General features: G+C 42.6%; 16 protein-coding genes and 1 riboswitch. Of the genes, 15 read left to right on the top strand and 1 reads right to left on the bottom strand.

All coding sequences use genetic code 11. The features are described from left to right. Positions 1–156: 156 nt before the first annotated feature. The 11 genes from B3394_RS12200 (at position 157) to B3394_RS12150 (ending at position 15,219) form a co-directional block, all read left to right on the top strand. Positions 157–1,092, top strand: coding sequence for a T9SS-dependent choice-of-anchor J family protein (locus tag B3394_RS12200; protein ID WP_286923728.1), 936 nt, complete (start codon positions 157–159; stop codon positions 1,090–1,092). Positions 1,093–1,655: 563 nt separating this feature from the next. Further along, positions 1,656–2,954, top strand: coding sequence for an O-acetylhomoserine aminocarboxypropyltransferase/cysteine synthase family protein (locus B3394_RS12195; protein ID WP_286923725.1), 1,299 nt, complete (start codon positions 1,656–1,658; stop codon positions 2,952–2,954). After that, positions 2,951–3,409 (top strand): OsmC family protein, encoded by a 459-nt coding sequence (locus tag B3394_RS12190; protein WP_177732087.1) that lies wholly within the window; start codon positions 2,951–2,953, stop codon positions 3,407–3,409. Before B3394_RS12195 ends, B3394_RS12190 begins: the two co-directional genes overlap by 4 nt. A gap of 108 nt (positions 3,410–3,517) precedes the next feature. Further along, entirely contained in the window at positions 3,518–4,510 is a 993-nt protein-coding gene (locus B3394_RS12185) for an alpha/beta fold hydrolase (protein ID WP_286923703.1), read from the top strand. Continuing rightward, a complete protein-coding gene (thrA, locus tag B3394_RS12180) occupies positions 4,507–6,918 on the top strand; it encodes a bifunctional aspartate kinase/homoserine dehydrogenase I (protein WP_286923699.1) in 2,412 nt (803 codons plus the stop codon). The genes B3394_RS12185 and thrA overlap by 4 nt, the downstream gene beginning before the upstream one ends. 40 nt (positions 6,919–6,958) lie before the next feature. Further along, on the top strand, positions 6,959–8,131 hold the full coding sequence (locus B3394_RS12175) for a trans-sulfuration enzyme family protein (RefSeq protein ID WP_286923686.1): 1,173 nt from the start codon (positions 6,959–6,961) through the stop codon (positions 8,129–8,131). 77 nt (positions 8,132–8,208) lie between these two features. Next, positions 8,209–8,330: riboswitch (SAM riboswitch) on the top strand. 180 nt (positions 8,331–8,510) lie between these two features. Beyond that, entirely contained in the window at positions 8,511–9,512 is a 1,002-nt protein-coding gene (locus B3394_RS12170; RefSeq protein WP_286923682.1) for a homocysteine S-methyltransferase family protein, read from the top strand. Further along, positions 9,512–12,193 (top strand): methionine synthase, encoded by a 2,682-nt coding sequence (metH, locus tag B3394_RS12165; protein WP_286923676.1) that lies wholly within the window; start codon positions 9,512–9,514, stop codon positions 12,191–12,193. Before B3394_RS12170 ends, metH begins: the two co-directional genes overlap by 1 nt. A gap of 24 nt (positions 12,194–12,217) precedes the next feature. Continuing rightward, the gene (gene metF, locus B3394_RS12160; protein WP_286923628.1) at positions 12,218–13,174 is read left to right on the top strand and encodes a methylenetetrahydrofolate reductase [NAD(P)H]; all 957 of its coding nucleotides are present in this window, start codon (positions 12,218–12,220) and stop codon (positions 13,172–13,174) included. A gap of 192 nt (positions 13,175–13,366) precedes the next feature. Continuing rightward, positions 13,367–14,458, top strand: coding sequence for an acyloxyacyl hydrolase (locus B3394_RS12155; protein WP_286923610.1), 1,092 nt, complete (start codon positions 13,367–13,369; stop codon positions 14,456–14,458). Next, complete coding sequence (locus B3394_RS12150) at positions 14,458–15,219, top strand: head GIN domain-containing protein (protein ID WP_273245603.1); 762 nt, start codon at positions 14,458–14,460, stop codon at positions 15,217–15,219. Before B3394_RS12155 ends, B3394_RS12150 begins: the two co-directional genes overlap by 1 nt. A gap of 2 nt (positions 15,220–15,221) precedes the next feature. Here B3394_RS12150 and gldA read toward each other — a convergent pair whose 3' ends face one another. Further along, the gene (gene gldA, locus B3394_RS12145; RefSeq protein WP_177732115.1) at positions 15,222–16,124 is read right to left on the bottom strand and encodes a gliding motility-associated ABC transporter ATP-binding subunit GldA; all 903 of its coding nucleotides are present in this window, start codon (positions 16,122–16,124) and stop codon (positions 15,222–15,224) included. Positions 16,125–16,418: 294 nt separating this feature from the next. Here gldA and B3394_RS12140 point away from each other — a divergent pair, with 294 nt between their 5' ends. From B3394_RS12140 to B3394_RS12125, 4 genes are read left to right on the top strand one after another with little or no spacing between them, the layout of a single operon-like run. After that, complete coding sequence (locus B3394_RS12140; RefSeq protein ID WP_286923591.1) at positions 16,419–17,246, top strand: prephenate dehydratase; 828 nt, start codon at positions 16,419–16,421, stop codon at positions 17,244–17,246. Continuing rightward, a complete protein-coding gene (locus B3394_RS12135) occupies positions 17,243–18,388 on the top strand; it encodes a pyridoxal phosphate-dependent aminotransferase (RefSeq protein ID WP_286923586.1) in 1,146 nt (381 codons plus the stop codon). Before B3394_RS12140 ends, B3394_RS12135 begins: the two co-directional genes overlap by 4 nt. Beyond that, the gene (locus tag B3394_RS12130; RefSeq protein WP_286923571.1) at positions 18,388–19,281 is read left to right on the top strand and encodes a prephenate dehydrogenase; all 894 of its coding nucleotides are present in this window, start codon (positions 18,388–18,390) and stop codon (positions 19,279–19,281) included. Before B3394_RS12135 ends, B3394_RS12130 begins: the two co-directional genes overlap by 1 nt. Continuing rightward, positions 19,271–20,353: a bifunctional 3-deoxy-7-phosphoheptulonate synthase/chorismate mutase type II gene (locus tag B3394_RS12125; protein ID WP_177732127.1), complete on the top strand. Its 1,083-nt coding sequence runs from the start codon at positions 19,271–19,273 to the stop codon at positions 20,351–20,353. Before B3394_RS12130 ends, B3394_RS12125 begins: the two co-directional genes overlap by 11 nt. The last annotated feature ends 29 nt before the right edge of the window (positions 20,354–20,382 follow it).

The following is a 20,382-nucleotide window of genomic DNA, read 5'->3' as shown; positions in this document are numbered from 1 at the left end:
AAAACCTGTCCGGTTCCGGGCAGGTTTTTTTATGCTGTAAAAGCTGGTTATTAGGGGGTTGTAAATGTTAAAAGTAGTTTTTTGGTATTAAAACATTGTGATTCAGTGCGGTAAAAAGGTTATATTAGGGGATTATGAACTTTTAAAAATAGAATCATGAAGAAAAAATTACTTTCACTTTTTTTGTTATTATCAATAACAGCGGGTGCTCAGACAACTCTTTTTGAGGATAGTTTTGAGACGTATAATGACTTTATCATCCAGAACATTGGTTCCTGGATTACGCTCGATTTAGACGGTTCTACTACGTATGCTGATGACGGTACGATAGTTTGGAGTAATAAATTTTTACCACAGGCATTTATCATTTTTAACCCTTCGGTAGCCGGAGTCACAAACGCTGCTTCGGGTAATGAACTCCGCAATTACGATCCGAAAACCGGAAGCAAATATGCCGGCTCATGGGCGGCGGTTTTACCGGGTGACGGCGTTGGCGGAACCGGTCCGAATAATGACTGGCTGGTAAGCCCTCCCATCCCGCTTGGAGCCTCGGATAATGTTGTCAGCTTTTGGGTAAAATCAATGTCAAGCTCCTATGGACTGGAAAATTATACGGTTGGGGTATATACCGGTTCCGGTGTACCGGCAGTTTCTTCCGATTTTACGCTTATTTCCGGCGGCGGATCGCTAACGGCACCCTTTCCAAACTGGGAACAAAAAACCTTTAACCTGGATGCCTATGCCAATCAGACGGTGCGGATTGGGATACACTGTGTTTCTGTAAACCGGTATTTTTTTATGGTTGACGATTTTAAAGTCACCACAGCCACATTGGGAGCCCGGGACTTTTTTAATCAGCATTTTACAATTTTCCCGAATCCGGCAAATGAGGTGCTGCATGTTTCGGCTAAGAACAATACCGGGATTAAAGGGATTCAGATCACCGATTTAAACGGCAGAACCGTAAAAAAAATAGAGCAGCCGCCAGTGGAAGCATTACAGCTCAATGTGTCCGATCTGACTGCCGGAATGTACCTGATTACGGTGCAGACAAATGACGGAAATGCGGTTTCCAAGTTTCTCAAAAACTAAAAAAACAGCGAATGAATTACTAAAACATCCCGTTTGCCTGTTGGTTTTTAGAAATTTATAAAAAATTTAAATACGTAGTATTTATATATATAACCAAAAAATATAAATGTTAAAATTTCTGTTTTTGTTTGGTCAATTCAAAATTAGTTTTCAATTTTGCTCCATCAAAACAGAAGAAAAAATAATGAAATCAATTAAGCGATATATGTGTATGATGATGTGGAAATGTTCCGCAGAGGATACTATTGCTTAATTTGAAATTTCAATTTTAAATATACAGCATAAGCCTCTGCCCAAAGCAGAGGCTTTTTTGTTTTCTGCAATTATTGAAAAAACGAAAACGAAAAGAAATTCAGAAAACTAAACAGAAGAAAATGAAAGCAATAGCAACAAAAAAAATGATGATGAAACGAATGATGTGCATTTCCATGTATATCCCACCCTGCTATTGCCAAAAGCGAACGACTTAATCTTGTTATAGTTCAAACTGTAAAAGTCCTTTTGGTAAAAGCACCGAAAGGACTTTTTTTTTAATCGAAATCTAACTTCAAAATCTATAAAACATGAGCACTCAAAAATTTTCAACAAACGCACTTCACGCAGGACACGACGTAACTAAAAACGCAGGAACCAGAGCGGTACCGATTTATCAGACCACTTCCTATGTGTTCAACAATACAGAACATGCAGCAAACCTATTTGGTCTTACCGAAGCAGGATATATTTACACCCGTTTGAATAACCCGACAAATGATGTGTTGGAACAACGTCTTGCCGCCCTCGAAGGAGGAATCGGAGCTGTTGTGACTGCTTCGGGAACGGCCGCAATTGCCACAGCACTTTTAGTATTGCTAAAAGCCGGCGACCATATTGTAGCTTCCAGCAGCCTGTATGGCGGAACCTATAACCTACTGAATGTTACCTTGCCAAGACTGGGAATCACAACAACATTTGTGGATCCTTCCGATGCGGAAAACTTCACTAAGGCAGCAAAAGAAAATACCAGAGCCTTTTTTGCGGAAAGTTTAGGAAACCCGAAACTGGATGTACTGGACCTGAAAGCCATCGGACAAGGAGCCAGGGCATTTAAAGTTCCGTTTATCGTGGACAATACGGTAGCTACCCCATACTTACTGAATCCGATTGAACACGGTGCCAACATTGTGATTCACTCGTTAACAAAATATATTTCCGGAAACGGAACCTCTTTAGGCGGCGCCATCATAGACGCCGGAAACTTTGACTGGAGCAACGGGAAATTCCCGGAATTCACAGAACCGTCAGCAGGATACCACGGATTGGTATACCATGAAGCTTTGGGAAATGCAGCCTTTATTGCCAAAGTGAGAATCGAAGGACTGCGGGATTTCGGAGGCGCTTTAAGTCCGTTCAATGCCTTTCAGATCATTCAGGGTCTGGAAACTCTGGATATCCGGGTAAAAAAGCACAGCGAAAATGCCTTGGAACTGGCAAAATGGCTGGAACAACAGGAAGAAGTAGCTTGGGTAAACTATCCGGGATTACCCTCCAGTAAATATTACGACTTAGCCCTGCAATACCTGCCGAAAGGACAAAACGGAGTGGTAACATTCGGACTAAAAGGAGGATTTGAAGCGGCACGGCAGGTAGCCGATACCACGAAGATCTTCTCTCTACTGGCAAACATCGGAGACTCTAAATCTTTAATTATTCACCCAACGAGCACTACGCATCAGCAATTAACGGAAGAACAGCAATTGTCGACGGGAGTAACAAAAGATTTAATCCGCTTATCGGTAGGATTAGAGGATATAGAAGATTTAAAAACAGATTTGGCAGCAGCATTTGCAATAGTCAAAGCAAAAAGAACGATAACATCATGAGCACTAAAATAGTAAACGTATTAGGATTTGTAGGGAATGACGCGCAGTTTGTAGTAAAAGCGCAGGATTTCAAAGTAAGAATAAGCAGCAATGTTGCCGGAACCTCGGCAGAAGGGCCCAGTCCGGTAGAATTTTTATTAGCCGGATTTGCCGGAAGCATCAACGCGGTAGGACAGCTGGTTGCCAAAGAACTGAACCTGAACCTGAAATCACTTCAGGTGGAAATTTCCGGAGAGCTGGAAACCAATAAAGCCGAAGGAATCGCCACCCGATCAAGGCCGGGTTTCAGAAGAATAGAAGTAGTGGTAAAACCCACTACCGATGCACCGCTGACCTTATTAAAAGAATGGATCGACACGGTAAAAGACAGATGCCCGCTAAGAGACAATCTGCTCAACACCACACCGGTTTTGTTAACGCTGGTTAAGGAATACAACCAGTCGGAAGTAGCATAAAGCAATCCCGCTTTGGGATCATAAAAAGGAAAATTAAGTTGTTTTGTTTGTTTATACTGCCTCTAACGAGTCTGCAAAAAGTTAGAGGCAGTTTTTAAAAATGTAAAAATGGATACGCTGAAAAAAATAGATCTTTTCGATTTTACGTTACACAACGGGGTAAATAAAAGATGGCTGTCGTTGTACTATCAGGTCTTCGGACAACCGATAGGAACCGCTCCGGTAGTGTTGGTCAATCACGCGTTAACGGGCAATTCGCAGGTAACCGGACAAAACGGATGGTGGACCAGCCTGATTGGACCGGATGCCGTGATCGATACCGGTTTTTACACCGTGATCGCGTTTAATATTCCCGGAAACGGCTATGACGGAAATACCGAAAGCCTGATCCATAATTATCGGGACTTTACCACAAAAGACATTGCCAGGATATTTTGGGAAGGCTTACAATTTTTAGGAATCAAACAACTTTTTGCAGTAATAGGAGGAAGCCTTGGCGGAGGAATCACATGGGAAATGACGTTACTGCAGCCGGAAAATATTCGGCACCTCATTCCGATAGCAGCAGACTGGAAAGCGACAGACTGGCTCATTGCCAATGTGCTGGTTCAGGATAAAATATTGAACAACTCCGATAATCCTGTCCATGATGCCCGACTGCATGCCATGTTACTGTACCGCACACCGCAATCGCTAAAGCAGAAATTCAACAGAACCAAAAACGAAACACAAAGCATTTACCAGATTGAAAGCTGGCTGCTGCACCACGGCGAAAAACTGAAAGGCAGATTTCAGTTGGCATCCTACAAACTGATGAACCACCTTTTAAAAACCATAGGCGAAGATTTGAATTGCGGCAGTTTTCTCAGACTGGGAAAAGAAACCAAAGCACAGATACACATCGTTGCCGTAGACAGTGATTATTTTTTCACCGCAGCGGAAAATAAAGAAACCTATGAAATTTTAAAAAGGGTTAAAGAAGACGTTTACTATCACGAAATCCAATCCATACACGGGCACGATGCCTTTTTGATTGAATTCGAACAATTGAACAACATACTCAAACACATATTTATAACAACAAAACAAACAATACAATGAAGATTTTAAAATTTGGAGGAAAATCACTGGCCTATGATGGCGGATTTGATAAGGTACTCCGCATTATTCAGGATAAGGCGGATAAACAGGAAAAGATAGCCGTTGTGGTTTCCGCTATCGGGAATGCCACAAATGAACTGGAACAGATACTGGAAGCAGCCTCAAAAAACCAGACCTATACGGAACAATTAAACCACTTTAAAGAACAACAGCAAGGCAGGCGGGCAGTCGATTTATCAAACGAATTCTCCCTTTTGGAAAAACTGTTTGAAGGAGTGGCACTACTGGGAGATTACAGTCCGAAAATCAAGGATAACGTATTGGCACAGGGAGAAGTCATCGCTGCTAAAATTGTAACGGATGCTTTAAAAGAAAAAGGACTGAATGCCAATTTTTCGGATGCCCGCTTACTGATCAAAACCGATACCCGTTTCGGAAGTGCCCAACCGCTGGAACAACTGTCCCGAAAGAACGTACTGAATCACTTCAAACAAAACAACGGTACAACCATTAATGTGATTACCGGATTCATTGGTTCCAATGCCAATAATGAAACAACTACACTGGGCCGGAACGGAAGCAACTACACCGCGTCACTGATTGCCAATTACCTGGAAGCAGAAGAACTGCAAAACTATACCCACGTTGACGGTATTTATACCGCTAATCCCGATCTGGTAACAGATGCCAGAAAAATAGACCGCCTGTCGTTTAATGAAGCCAACGAACTGGCCAACTTCGGAGCCACCATATTGCATGCCAAAACGATTATCCCTTTAATCGAGAAAAACATCCCGCTGCGCATTTTGAATACGTTTAACAATAACAATCACGGTACCCTGATCACTTCCGTATCCGATAATGAAGGAATCAAATCCCTTTCGGTACTGGACAATGTCGCCTTGATTAACCTGGAAGGAAGAGGACTTTTGGGTAAAACCGGAGTCGATGCCCGTATTTTCAGGGTAATGGCAGAAAACGATATCAGTGTAAGCATTATTTCGCAGGGGTCTTCCGAAAGAGGAATCGGGATTGTGGTCGCTGCCGATAAAGCCACCAAAGCCGTTATCGGGCTGGAAAAAGAATTTGAAAACGATTTTTATACCAAAGACGTCAATAAAATTTCGGTGACAGATGATGTTGCGGTGATTTCGATAATAGGGCAGGATCTGAGTACTTTCCACAAACCGTACACAGCCCTGATCCGAAACAAAATAGTACCAATCCTTTTCAATAATACCGTTACCGGAAAAAATGTGAGCCTGGTAGTGCAGAAAGGGCAAATCCACAAAGCGCTGAATGTGATCCACGGTGAAATATTCGGGGTGTCCAAAAAAATTAATGTTGCGGTTTTCGGGCACGGACTCGTAGGCGGTACGTTAATCGACCAGATCCTGGCTTCGGCAGAAAACATTGAAAAAATAAAAGGCATAAAAATCAATATTTTTGCAATTGCCAATTCTAAAAAAGCCTTGTTCAACAAATCCGGAATTACCGCAGACTGGAAAAATGATATCCGGGAAAACGGAGCGGCTTATACGGTAGCGGATATTATCGGCTATGCAAACGAACATCACCTGGAAAACCTGATCGCAATAGACAACACGGCGAGCAGTACTTTTATTGAAAACTACATTGCCCTGGCAGAAAACAGTTTTGACCTGATCTCTTCCAATAAGGTGGCCAATACGGTAAGCTATGATTTCTACAAAAAACTCAGAAAAGTACTGGCCGAAAATCAGAAGAATTACCTGTATGAAACTAATGTTGGTGCCGGATTACCGTTAATTGATACGATCAAATTGCTACACCTTTCCGGGGAGAATATTACCCGAATCAAAGGTGTCTTTTCCGGAACATTGAGCTATTTATTCAACCATTTCTCGGTGGAGAACCGGCCTTTCAGCGAAGTGCTGCAGGAAGCGATCGACAACGGATTTACAGAACCGGACCCAAGAGAAGACTTATGCGGAAATGACGTGGGTCGGAAATTACTGATCCTGGCCAGAGAGCTCGATTTACAGAACGAGTTTGAGGAAATTCAGATCCGGAACCTCATTCCGGAAAACCTGAGAGCCGGTAATGCAGCAGCATTCCTGACGCGAACAAAAGAACTGGACACTATTTATGATGAGCTGAAAGCTGCTCAAAAACCAAATCATGTGCTGCGTTATATCGGGGAATTATCCGGCGACCTGCAGCAGGACAAAGGCAATCTCGAAGTAAAACTGGTTTCCGTACCAAGTGATTCCGCCTTAGGACAGCTAAAAGGTTCCGATTCAATTTTTGAAATCTATACCGATTCATACGGAGATCGTCCCATCGTAATACAGGGAGCCGGTGCAGGCGCTTCCGTAACGGCGAGAGGCGTTTTTGGCGACATACTAAGACTATCGGAAAAAAAATAAGCATAAAACAAAACCAGCAACAACTTAATACACAAATAAAATGAGTACTGAAACCTTCGGATTTGAAACCCGGGCCATACGTTCGCAGTTAGAACGTTCGCAATATTTGGAACATTCCGTGCCTTTATACCTTTCGTCAAGTTTTGTCTTCGAAGATGCCGAAGACATGAGGGCTTCCTTTGCTGAAGAAAAAGACCGGAATATCTACAGCCGTTTCAGCAATCCGAATACGACCGAGTTTGTAGAGAAAATCTGCCAGATGGAAGGAGCCGAAGCCGGATATGCTTTTGCAACCGGAATGGCAGCGGTCTATTCCACCTTTGCCGCATTGCTGAACTCCGGGGACCATATTGTTTCTGCCAGCAGTGTCTTTGGTTCTACACACACGCTGTTTACCAAATACTTCCCGAAATGGAATATCACGACGTCCTATTTTAGCATTGCCGAACCGGAAACGATTGAACGTTATATTCAGCCGAATACAAAAATCCTGTATGCCGAATCGCCAACGAATCCCGCTGTAGATATACTGGATCTGGAATATTTGGGAGCGCTTGCGAAAAAGCACAACCTGATCCTGATTATCGACAACTGTTTTGCAACACCCTATATCCAGAACCCGATAAAATTTGGTGCCGATCTGGTGATCCATTCGGCAACAAAACTAATAGACGGTCAGGGAAGGGTACTGGGCGGTATCACGGTAGGAAAAGAAGATCTGATCCGTGAGATCTATCTGTTCTCCCGGAATACCGGTCCGTCTTTATCGCCGTTCAATGCCTGGGTATTGTCCAAAAGCCTGGAAACTTTGGCGGTAAGAGTCGAGAAGCACTGTGAAAATGCAGAGAAAGTAGCGGCATTTTTAGAAGAACACCCGAATGTAAAAACGGTGAAGTACCCGTTTTTAAAATCCCACCCGCAATATGAGATCGCTAAAAAGCAAATGCGATTGGGCGGAAATATTGTCGCTTTTGAAATCAAAGGCGGTATTGACGCCGGAAGACAGTTTCTGGATAAGATACAATTGTGTTCCCTGTCGGCTAACCTGGGAGATACCCGGACGATAGTAACACATCCGGCATCGACAACACACAGTAAACTGACGGAAGAAGAACGACTCGCAGTGAGCATTACCGATGGACTGGTACGCGTATCGGTAGGACTGGAAACGGTAACCGATATTATTAACGATTTAAAACAGGCGCTATCCTGATAAGCAATAACTTATAAGATAGATTTGGTTGGTATAAAACAATTGCTTTACTTTGCACTGTTCTTATACACACTGAAATGTTATCACGAAAGGCGGAGGGATTAGACCCATTGAAGCCTTAGCAACCCTTTATCTATAAAGAAGGTGCTACATTCTACCTTATAAACGGAACCTGTTTCGGTTTAAGGATAGATAACAAAGAATACTTTTCTGGTATTCTCCTCCAATTTTCTGATGACATTTTTTTATTCCGGACCCGGTTCGGAAGCTGCTAAAGACAATATAAAACAGTCCCGGTTTTCGTATATCCATACGTTAACTGCGTTGTAAACAGTATTGTGCTTTGGCAAAGTTTGTGAACAAAATAAAAAACAAACCAATGTCAAAAATTAAAGAAGCCATACAAAACAGGATACTCATTCTCGACGGAGCAATGGGAACCATGTTGCAGCGCTATAACTTCTCTGAAGAAGATTTCAGAGGCGAACGTTTTAAAGATTTTCCACATCCGTTAAAAGGAAATAACGACTTGCTGTCGCTCACTCAGCCGCAGGCAATCCGTGAAATTCATGCCAAATATTTTGAAGCCGGAGCCGATATTGTGGAAACCAATACTTTTTCCGGAACCACTATTGGTATGGCCGATTATCATCTGGAAGACCTGGTGTACGAACTCAACTACGAATCGGCTAAAATAGCCCGTGAAGTTGCTGATGAGTTTACGGCCTTAAACCCTGAAAAACCAAGATTTGTTGCCGGTTCCATCGGGCCGACCAACCGTACGGCAAGCATGTCGCCGGATGTAAACGACCCCGGATTCAGGGCGGTTACTTTCGACGATTTGAGAATTGCCTATAAACAGCAGGTAGAAGCGTTGATCGATGGAGGAAGCGATATCCTTTTGGTTGAAACCATCTTCGATACGCTCAATGCCAAAGCGGCCTTATTTGCAATAGATGAGGTAAAGGAAGAACGCGATCTGGATATTCCTGTCATGGTGAGCGGAACAATTACCGATGCTTCCGGAAGAACATTATCCGGACAAACCGTAGAAGCCTTTTTGATCTCCATCTCTCATATCCCCTTGTTAAGCGTAGGCTTTAACTGCGCCTTGGGAGCCGATCAGCTAAAACCCTACTTAAAGCGATTGGCACACAACACGTCCTTTAATGTATCGGCACATCCGAATGCCGGATTGCCGAATGCTTTTGGACAATATGACCAGACGCCGGAAGAGATGCAGTTGCTGATCAAAGAATACTTAGACGACAACCTGATCAACATCATCGGAGGATGCTGCGGAACAACGCCGGAGCACATCAAACTGATTGCTGAAGTGGCAAAAGAATACAAACCAAGAATTTTAGAAGTAAACGCATAATGGCAGAAGCAGACTGTAAAAAATATTTAAAATTATCAGGACTCGAACCGTTGTTAATCACACCGGAAAGTATTTTCGTGAATGTCGGGGAACGTACCAATGTTACCGGCTCGCGAAAATTTTTGCGTTTGATAAAAGAAGAGAAATATGAAGAAGCATTAGATATTGCCCGGATGCAGGTAGAAGGAGGGGCACAGATTATTGATATTAATATGGATGAAGGAATGCTGGATGGTGTTTATGCCATGACAAAATTCCTGAATTTGATTGCCTCCGAACCGGATATTTCAAGGGTTCCGGTAATGATTGACAGTTCCAAATGGGAAATCATTGAAGCCGGATTAAAAGTAGCCCAGGGAAAATGTGTGGTAAACTCCATCAGCTTAAAAGAAGGGGAAGAACTGTTTATTCATCATGCCAAACTGGTAAAACGATATGGTGCGGCGGTAATTGTCATGGCCTTCGATGAGGTCGGACAAGCCGATACTTACGAACGCCGTATCGAAATCTGCAAACGTTCGTATGACGTTTTAGTGGATAAAGTAGGATTCCCGCCCGAAGATATTATTTTCGATCCCAATATTTTCCCGGTAGCAACCGGAATGGAAGAACACCGCCGTAATGCGATCGATTTCTTTCTGGCAACAAAATGGATCCGGGAAAACTTGCCGTATACCAATGTGAGCGGCGGGGTGAGCAATGTTTCCTTTTCTTTCAGAGGAAACGACAGGGTACGGGAAGCGATGCACTCAGCCTTTTTATACCATGCCATTCAGCACGGTATGTCGATGGGTATTGTCAATCCGGAAATGCTGGAAGTATATGATGAGATCCCGAAAGACTTACTGGAACATGTAGAAGATGTACTGTTAGACCGCCGGGACGATGCCACCGAACGCTTGCTGGCATTTGCCGAAAATGTAAAAGGCGATGTAAAAACAACCGAAAAACAGGCTCAGGAATGGCGAACCGGTTCGGTACAGGATAAACTCACGTATGCTTTGGTAAAAGGAATCGATGAGTTTATAGAAACAGATGTGGAAGAAGCAAGACTACAGGCAGCGAAACCTATTGAAGTAATTGAGATCAACCTGATGAACGGTATGAATGTCGTGGGCGATTTATTCGGCAGCGGAAAAATGTTCTTGCCACAGGTTGTAAAATCGGCGCGGGTTATGAAAAAAGCGGTTGCCTATCTGTTGCCTTTTATTGAAGCGGAAAAAGGCGGGGCTTCCCGTTCTGCCGGAAAAATACTGATGGCAACCGTAAAAGGCGATGTACACGATATCGGTAAAAACATCGTATCGGTAGTATTGGGATGCAACAACTTTGAAATTATCGATCTGGGAGTAATGGTGCCGCCCGAAAAAATCATTGAAACGGCGGTAAAAGAGCAGGTCGATATTATCGGATTAAGCGGACTGATCACGCCGTCATTGGATGAAATGGTTTACCTGGCCAAAGAAATGGACAAGCTGAATATCAAAATTCCGTTGATGATTGGCGGTGCGACCACTTCACGTGCACATACGGCAGTGAAGATTGCGCCGGAATATTCCGATACCGTAGTCCATGTAAACGATGCCTCTAGAGCGGTAACCGTTGCCGGAAACCTGATTAATCAGCATGTAAAGCTTGATTATGCGAAAACCATCCGTTCCGAATATGATGAACTGCGCGAAGGATTCCTGAATCGTTCCCGTGATAAAAACTTCCTGACTATTGAAGAAGCACGAAAAAACAAACTTCAATTGGATTGGGATGGTTTTACGGCGCAGCAGCCCAATTTTACAGGAATCCGGACAATAACCCTGAATGTAAGCGAACTGGTGGATTATATCGACTGGACACCGTTTTTCAGAACCTGGGATTTACACGGGAAATACCCGAATATCTTAGAAGATGAGATAGTAGGCGAACAGGCGGTGATCTTATTCCAGGATGCGCAAAAAATGCTGCAGCAATTAATTGCCGAAAACTGGCTGGAAGCCAAAGGGATTTACGGCATCTTTCCGGCCAGCCAGATTAACGATGACGATATAGAACTGTATGATGAAAACGGAAATGTACTCGACACCTTTTTGACGTTGCGTCAGCAATCCCAAAAAACAAAAGGAGCACCGAATATTGCACTATCCGATTTTATCACGCCGAAAGCCATTGGCAAAAAAGACTATATGGGCGCTTTTTGCGTGACCACAGGATTTGGTGTCGATGAAAAAGCGGCGGCTTTTGAAGCGGAACATGACGATTACAACTCCATTATGATAAAAGCATTAGGCGACCGTTTTGCGGAAGCTTTTGCCGAATACCTGCATGAAAAGATCAGAAAAGAAATCTGGGGGTATGCTTCCGATGAGGTATTGAGTAATGACGAACTGATTTCCGAAAAATACAAAGGGATTCGTCCGGCTCCGGGATATCCGGCCTGTCCGGATCACCTGGAAAAAAGTACCATCTGGAAAGTATTGCAAGTCGAAGAAAATATAGGGGTAACGCTAACGGAAAGCCTGGCGATGTGGCCGGCGTCTTCTGTATCCGGATACTATTTCGGCAACCCCGAAAGCAAGTATTTCGGACTCGGGAAAATCAAAGAAGACCAGGTCCGGGATTATGCCAAACGAAGAAATGTTTCCTATGAATATGCCGAAAAATGGCTTAACCCGAATATCGCCGACTAAACGAACAAATAATATAGTACTGAAATGAAAGTTACCCAACATATAGAAAACGCCCAGGGAAAATCATTATTTTCCTTTGAGATATTACCGCCTTTAAAAGGACAGAACATCCAGTGTATTTTTGACAACATTGAACCTTTAATGGAATACAAACCGCCGTTTATAGACGTGACTTACCACCGGGAAGAATACGAATATAAAGAATTGCCAAGCGGACTGCTCGAAAAGAGGATCGTCAAGAAACGTCCCGGAACAGTTGGTATTTGTTCGGCAATTCAGAATAAATACCAGGTGGATGCCATTCCGCATATTTTATGCGGCGGGTTTACCAAAGAAGATACCGAAAATTTCCTGATTGATATGGACTTTTTAGGGATCGATAATGTTGTGGCATTGCGTGGTGATGCGGTAAAAAGTGAGATTTACTTTAAACCGGAAAAAGAAGGAAATCATTATGCCAGTGAACTGGTAACCCAGATCAGTAACCTGAACAAAGGGATCTACCTGGATGATCATTTGCAAAACACGAACAAGACCAACTTTTGCATTGGTGTGGCCGGTTACCCGGAAAAGCACATGGAAGCGCCCAGCCTGGACAGTGACATTCACTTCCTGAAACAAAAAATACACAACGGAGCCGATTATATCATCACCCAGATGTTTTTTGACAACCGTAAGTTTTTTGAATTTGTAGCCAAATGCCGCAAAGAAGGGATCACCGTTCCGATTATACCGGGGCTAAAACCAATATCGACAAAGAAACAATTAAACCAGATACCACATCGATTTAAAGTGGACTTACCGGATGACCTTATTATGGAAGTCGTAAAGGCAGCCGATAACGAAGCAGTTAAACAGATCGGAATTGAATGGTGTATTGAACAAAGCAAAGAATTGGTAAAGGCAGGAATACCGGTCTTACATTACTATTCGATGGGCCGTTCCGAAAACATCAAACAAATAGCCGAAGCGGTTTTTTAGATCCGGAACATCTTACGGACGTAACACCTGGCGGATTTTTAAAATCTGCCAGGTGTTTTTTTGTGGAATGCCCCTTACAAAGGTATCATTCCGGCACGAGGCAACGGAATCCAGATATAGGCCAAACACATTTTCGAAAATTAGCCTGAAATAAATATATTCTTATATATTTGCTTGTTTTCAAAAAATCAGATGCGCGTTTATTTTAATCTTTTATTACTTTTTTCATGTATTGCCTTCTCACAAACTGCAAAGGAAAAGCAGTATTTTGTGGATGCCAATTACTTTTACGGAAACATACTCCCGCACAATAACGCAATCAAGCATTTGATAACGGCACATCCGGAAGGCATTTTGCTTAGTGTGAGCCGTAAAACTTTTGGCGATAAAGCCTGGCAGGCAGAATATAATTTCCCGGATTACGGACTTTCTTTCCAGTACCAGCACAATAAAAATGAAGCCCTGGGAAATATGTACGGGGTATACGGGCATTACAGTTTTTACTTTTTAAAACGAAACCTGCAATTCCGCGTAGGGCAGGGAATCGCTTACAATACCAATCCGTACGATAAAGAAAATAACTTCAGGAATTTTGCCTATAGTACCCACCTGATGCCGTCCACCTATTTTATGCTGAATTATAACCGGCAGCAAATCTGGAAAGGGCTGGGATTACAGGCGGGATTGTTGCTGGTTCACCATTCGAATGCCAATATCAAAGCGCCCAATACCAGTACGAATACGCTGGCCTTTAACCTCGGACTCAACTACAACCTGGAACAGCAGGAACCGGAATATCAGCACACAAAAGACAGCGTACGTTTTACTCAGCCTTTAAAATACAATGTGGTATTTCGCAGCGGAGTGAATGAAAGTGATGTGATTGGCAGCGGACAATATCCGTTTTATGTACTTTCTGCCTATGTAGACAAACGCATTGGCCGGAAAAGTGCTTTGCAGCTGGGAGGAGAAATATTCTGGTCTAAATTTCAGGAAGAATACATCCGCTATATGGCAATTGCCTATTATGAAAAAAACAATGATCCCGATGTAGATTATAGGAGAGCCGGTGTTTTTATAGGGCATGAACTGTTTGTTAATAAGCTTTCTTTTGAAGCACAGTTGGGAGTCTATGTTTATAATCCGGCAAAAATTAACGGATCGCTATACCAGCGGATAGGATTGAAATATTATTTGTCTGATAAAATATTTGGTGCCTTAAGCTTAAAGACCCATGCGGCAAAAGCGGAAGCACTTGAATTTGGTCTGGGAATCCGATTGTAATGATGAAAGTAACAAAAAAACATACCGTTATTTACCTGCTCCTGATCGCTTTTATGGGGCTCTCTTCCTGCGATTCCGGGAATGCACCGGATTGCCTGATGTCTGTTGGAACAATCGTTTCCAATGAGATTGCTGTAGCAGATTTTGATAAAATCAATATAGCCGAAGGAATTGAACTGATTGTAAAACAGGGAGCGGAAACCAAAGTGGTTCTGGAAACCGGTACCAACCTGGTTCCGGGAATCAGTATTTCGGTAGCCGACGGAGAGCTGTTTTTGCGAAACTCCAATGGCTGTAACTGGCTGCGGGAATATAACACCACCAGAGTATATGTAACCGTTCCGGATTTGAAGAACATTTATTCGGCTTCACAGTTTAATGTGAAATCAGACGGAGTGTTACACTTTCCCGATTTTAAACTGCAATCCGGAATGTTTGCCGACACGGCTTCCGGTATTTTTGAACTGGAGGTAAACTGTACGAATCTTGTTGTAGAAGACAACCGCGCGAGCCTGTACCGGATTTCCGGGTATACCGAAAACCTGAATATCGCTTTTTACTCCGGGGAAGAACGTTTTGAAGGACAAAACCTAAGCGTTCAGAATGTTTATGTCTTCCAGAGAAGTACCAACGATATTATCGTAAAACCGCTCCATGAAATAAAAGGCAATATTTACAGCACCGGAAATGTCGTACTCAAAAGTACGCCGTCAACGGTAGAAGTTACCCAGCATTATACCGGGCATTTGATCTATAATTAAACTTATTTCTTTTTGGTCATTTCACGGAAAACAGCTTCCAGATTCTTGTTTTTAAGATTCAGCTGTAACGTTTTTAATCCGTTATCCTGCGCAAAATCAAAAACAACAGGACGCATATCCTTATCGGTCGAAAACGTAAGCTCCCAGGTATTATCGTGAATGTTCTTGTAGGATTTCAGGTTGGAGATCTTAGCAATAAATTCCTCCTCGATCTTATAGTCAAATTCCACTTCGATAACCTGTTCTTTTTCTTCAGACATCAGGTTGTTCAGCTTCTTGTCGGTAACGATTTTACCGTTGTTGATGATGATGACGCGGTCGCAGATGGCTTCCACTTCCTGCATAATGTGTGTGGAAAGAAAAACGGTCTTGTTCTTACCGATGCTTTTAATCAGCTCGCGGATTTCAACCAGCTGATTCGGATCCAGACCCGTTGTCGGTTCATCCAGAATCAATACCTCAGGATCGTGCAATAAGGCTGTTGCCAACCCGACACGCTGACGGTATCCTTTTGATAGTTCCCCGATTTTTTTATGGCTTTCCGGTGTTAATCCGGTTAAAGCGATCACATCGTCAATACGCGATTTCGGAACTTTATATACGTCGGCATTAAAAGACAAATACTCACGAACGTACAAATCAAGGTATAACGGATTGTGTTCCGGCAAATAACCCACGGCTTTCTGTACCGCTTTCTGAGCCGCATTAACATCATTTCCGTTTACGGAAGCAGTGCCTTCATCGGCGTTTAAAAAAGTCGTTAATATTTTCATTAAAGTCGATTTTCCCGCGCCGTTAGGGCCCAGAAAACCAACGATTTCACCTTTTTTAATGGAAAAAGAAACACTGTCCAAAGCTTTTTGCTCGCCGTAATTCTTAGATATATTTAGAACCTCAATAGACATATAATACCTGATTTGGAGCAAAAATAAGAAGAAAATGATGCGGATTATTTTTAAAAACTTAAAATTTTCAAAAAATGTAGGCTGGAAATAATTTTTTACTAATTTTGTCCTTCAAATCGCTTAGCAAAAAAAGCAATGAATTCAAATAACACTTTTTATTACAACAATTTCTTTTATTTTTTCTGGAGAGAAGAAAGGGATTGTCGTATGGTTATTTGATTGAAATCAAAAATTTAGTAAACAACTATAGTACACACAATCCCGATGGTCTCATCGGGATTTTTTTTTGGCGTTATGGAAAGAAAAATAGCAATTCAGGGAATAAAAGGCTCTTTTCACCACCAGGTGGCAAAGGAGTATTTCAACGAAAATAAATTGTTGATTGAATGCATGTCGTTTGATGAATTGGTTAAAAATGTAGTAGGGAACAACCAGAATTTAGGCATCATGGCATTGGAAAATTCAATAGCAGGTTCGATCATTCCGAACTATGCTTTGATCGATAACAACCGGCTGCACATCATCGGGGAACACTATCTGGATATCCGGATGAACCTGATGACATTACCCGGGCAAACGATTGAAGATATTCAGGAAGTACACTCACATCCGATAGCCCTGCTGCAATGCAAAAAGTTTTTTAGCGGCTATCCGCACATCAAACTGGTGGAAGATGCCGATACTGCGGAAACCGCAAGACGCATCCGCGAAAAAGGATTAACCGGTATTGGCGCAGTAGGCAGCAGCGTAGCTTCCGAAATGTATGAACTGCCCATTATTGCCGAAAACATACACACCGTAAAAAGTAATAAAACCCGATTTGTAATCGTAAAAGCTGAAAATTCCGTGATACCGAAAAATGAGATCAACAAAGCGTCTTTAAAATTTGAATTGGACGACATGCAGGGAAGCCTTGCCGGGATTCTGAATATCATGAATGAATGCGGGCTGAACCTCACTAAAATTCAGTCGATGCCGGTAATAGAAACACCCTGGCAGTATTCTTTTTTTGTGGACATCACGTTTAACGACTATGCAGATTACGAAAAAGCAAGAAAACAACTGGAAGCGGATACAAAAGAATTTAAAGTTCTTGGAGAATATAAAAAAGGAGCGGCATGATAACAACAGCAAGAAGATTAGACCACGTGCAGGAATACTACTTCTCCCGGAAACTGAGGGAAGTGAGAGCACTACAGTCTGCAGGAAAACCGGTAATCAATATGGGAATCGGAAGTCCGGACTTAGCACCGGCCACCGCAGTAATGGAAGCGGTACAAAAAGCAATGTTACAACCTATGGCACACCAATATCAGAGTTATCAGGGATTACCGGAACTCCGTGAGGCCATGGCTCATTTTTATAGCCGGAATTTTCATGTGATGGTAAATCCGGATTCGGAGATTTTACCGTTAATGGGATCAAAGGAAGGGATATTGCACATTGCGATGGCGTTTTTAAATGAAGGGGACGGAGTGTTAATTCCCAATCCGGGTTATCCGACCTATGCATCCGTAGCCAATCTGGTAGGAGCAGAAAGTGTTTTTTACGATCTGAAAGCCGGCCGCAATTGGGAACCGGATTTTGAAGCTCTGGAAAAACAGGACCTTTCCAACGTGAAATTAATGTGGGTAAGCTATCCGCACATGCCAACCGGAGCCACCGGAAGCCTGGAGTTATTTGAAAAACTGGTGGCATTCGCGAAGAAGCATCATATATTACTGGTAAATGACAACCCGTATAGTTTTATACTGAATGACAATCCGCAGTCTATTTTACAGGTGGAAGGCGCTAAAGAAGTAGCCCTGGAACTAAACTCACTGAGCAAAACCTTTAATATGGCTGGCTGGAGAGTAGGGATGGTGCTGGGCGAAAGCAAACTGATCCAGGCCGTATTAAAGGTGAAGAGCAACATGGATAGCGGTATGTTTTACGGTATTCAGAAAGGTGCTATTGAAGCCCTGAAAAGTGATGCCGCCTGGTTCGGACAGCAAAATGAGATCTATACCCAAAGGCGGCAGCTGGTTTTTGAACTGGCACAAAAGCTGAACTGTACGTATGATGAAAACAGTGTGGGCCTGTTTGTCTGGGCAAAACTTCCGGAAGGAGAAACATCGGCGGAAGCCTTTGTAGACCGGTTATTGTACGATAAAGATGTATTTATCGCACCCGGAACTATATTTGGAAGCAATGGAGAAGGATATATCCGTTTTTCATTGTGTGTGGAAGAAGCGAAAATAAAAGAAATTCTAAACCGGTTTTGATGGAGGATAATGAAAAAGAAAATGTTTTTATAATAGGATTGGGATTGATAGGCGGCTCATTGGCGCTGGATATCAAAAAGGCAAATGCCGCCGCGGTTATTCATGGAATAGACCATAGCGATGCCCATCAGGAAGAAGCATTACAGCTGGGGATCATTGACCGGAAAGCCGGTTTTGAAGCCCTGCCGGAAGCCGACTGGGTCATACTGGCCATTCCGGTTGATAAAATGGTAAGCGTTTTACCGGAAATACTGGATATCGTAAAAGAAGATGCCGTAGTTTTGGATGTGGGTTCCACGAAAGAACAAATCTGTAAAGCCGTTGAAAATCATCCTAAAAGGCGTAATTTTATTGCTACGCATCCGATAGCGGGCACCGAGTTTTCCGGACCGTCCGCAGCACAGGAAAAATTGTTTGAAGGAAAGACAAATATTATCTGTGAAGTTGAAAAAACGGCTTTTACCATTCAGGAAAAAGCGTTGCAGCTGTTTAAAAAGCTAAAAATGAGAATCCGTTATATGGATCCGAAATCGCATGATAAACACATTGCCTATGTTTCGCACCTGTCGCACATCAGTTCGTTTATGTTAGGAAAAACGGTTATTGAAGAAGAAAAAAACGAGCGGGATATTTTTGATATGGCCGGAAGCGGATTCGAAAGTACGGTGCGGCTGGCAAAAAGTTCCCCGGCTATGTGGACGCCCATTTTTCAACAAAATAAGGAGATGGTATTAAAATCCCTTTCGGAATACATTGACAATTTGAATAATTTTAAAGAATTATTAGCAACAGAAGACTTTGGATCGGTTTATGCCGAAATGGAGCAAACCAATAAGATAAAAGAGATATTAAAAGGAATACATTTAAGAAAAGAGATAAGTTATGGAGAATAATGCAGGAATGAGAACATGGTTAGACGCATTCAATTTAAGCCATCCGCTGGTAATTGCAGGGCCATGCAGCGCCGAAACAGAAGAACAGGTTTTAAAAATAGCACACGAATTAAAAGACTCTGACGTGAGTATCTTCAGAGCCGGTATCTGGAAACCGAGAACAAGACCGGGCGGATTTGAAGGCGTGGGTGCTATCGGTTTGAAATGGCTGCAGCGTGCAAAAGCAGAAACAGGGCTGTTACTGGCTGTGGAAGTGGCGAATGCCCACCACGTGCAGCTGGCATTGGAGCACGATGTGGATGTGTTGTGGATTGGTGCCCGGACAACGGTAAACCCGTTTGCCGTTCAGGAAATTGCCGATGCTTTAAAAGATACCGATAAAATCGTATTGGTTAAAAATCCGGTGAATCCCGATTTGTCCTTATGGTTGGGCGGTGTAGAGCGTTTGTACAATGCGAATATTAAAAAGCTGGGAGTGATCCACAGAGGATTTTCGACCTACGAGAAAACAAAATACAGAAACAATCCGGAATGGCAGCTGCCGATAGAGCTGCAAAGCAAATTTCCTGATTTGCCGCTAATCTGTGATCCGTCGCACATTACCGGAAAAAGGGATATGATACTGGAAGTATCGCAACAGGCATTGGATCTGAATTATGACGGTTTGATTATTGAAACCCATATTGATCCTGAAAATGCATGGAGCGATGCCGCACAGCAGGTAACCCCGGCAGCTTTAAAACAAATTTTCAGAGACCTGCGAATCCGTAAGGAAACGGACGAAGCAGATGAATACAATCAGAAATTAGCCGGACTGCGTACGCAGATTGATGAAATCGACAGCAAACTTCTGAATATTTTAGGGAAGAGAATGAAGATCGCAGACAGTATCGGGGCGTTGAAAAAAGAACGTAATGTTGCGGTTTTACAAAACAAACGCTGGAATGAGATTTTAGGTAAAATGGTACTTGAAGGAGAAGAAAGAGGGTTGAGTGAAGAATTTATTTTGAAAATGTTTAAAGCGATTCACCAGGAAAGTATTGCGCATCAGGAAAAAATTATAAATAGTTAACAGTTTTTTTGAAGAAAATTCGTATCATC

It is taken from the genome of Flavobacterium sp. UBA4197 (assembly GCF_002379575.1).
GTDB classification, from domain to species: Bacteria; Bacteroidota; Bacteroidia; order Flavobacteriales; family Flavobacteriaceae; genus Flavobacterium; species Flavobacterium inviolabile.
The sequence above is the reverse complement of the archived record's forward strand: the minus strand, read 5'-3'. Positions and strand labels throughout refer to the sequence as shown.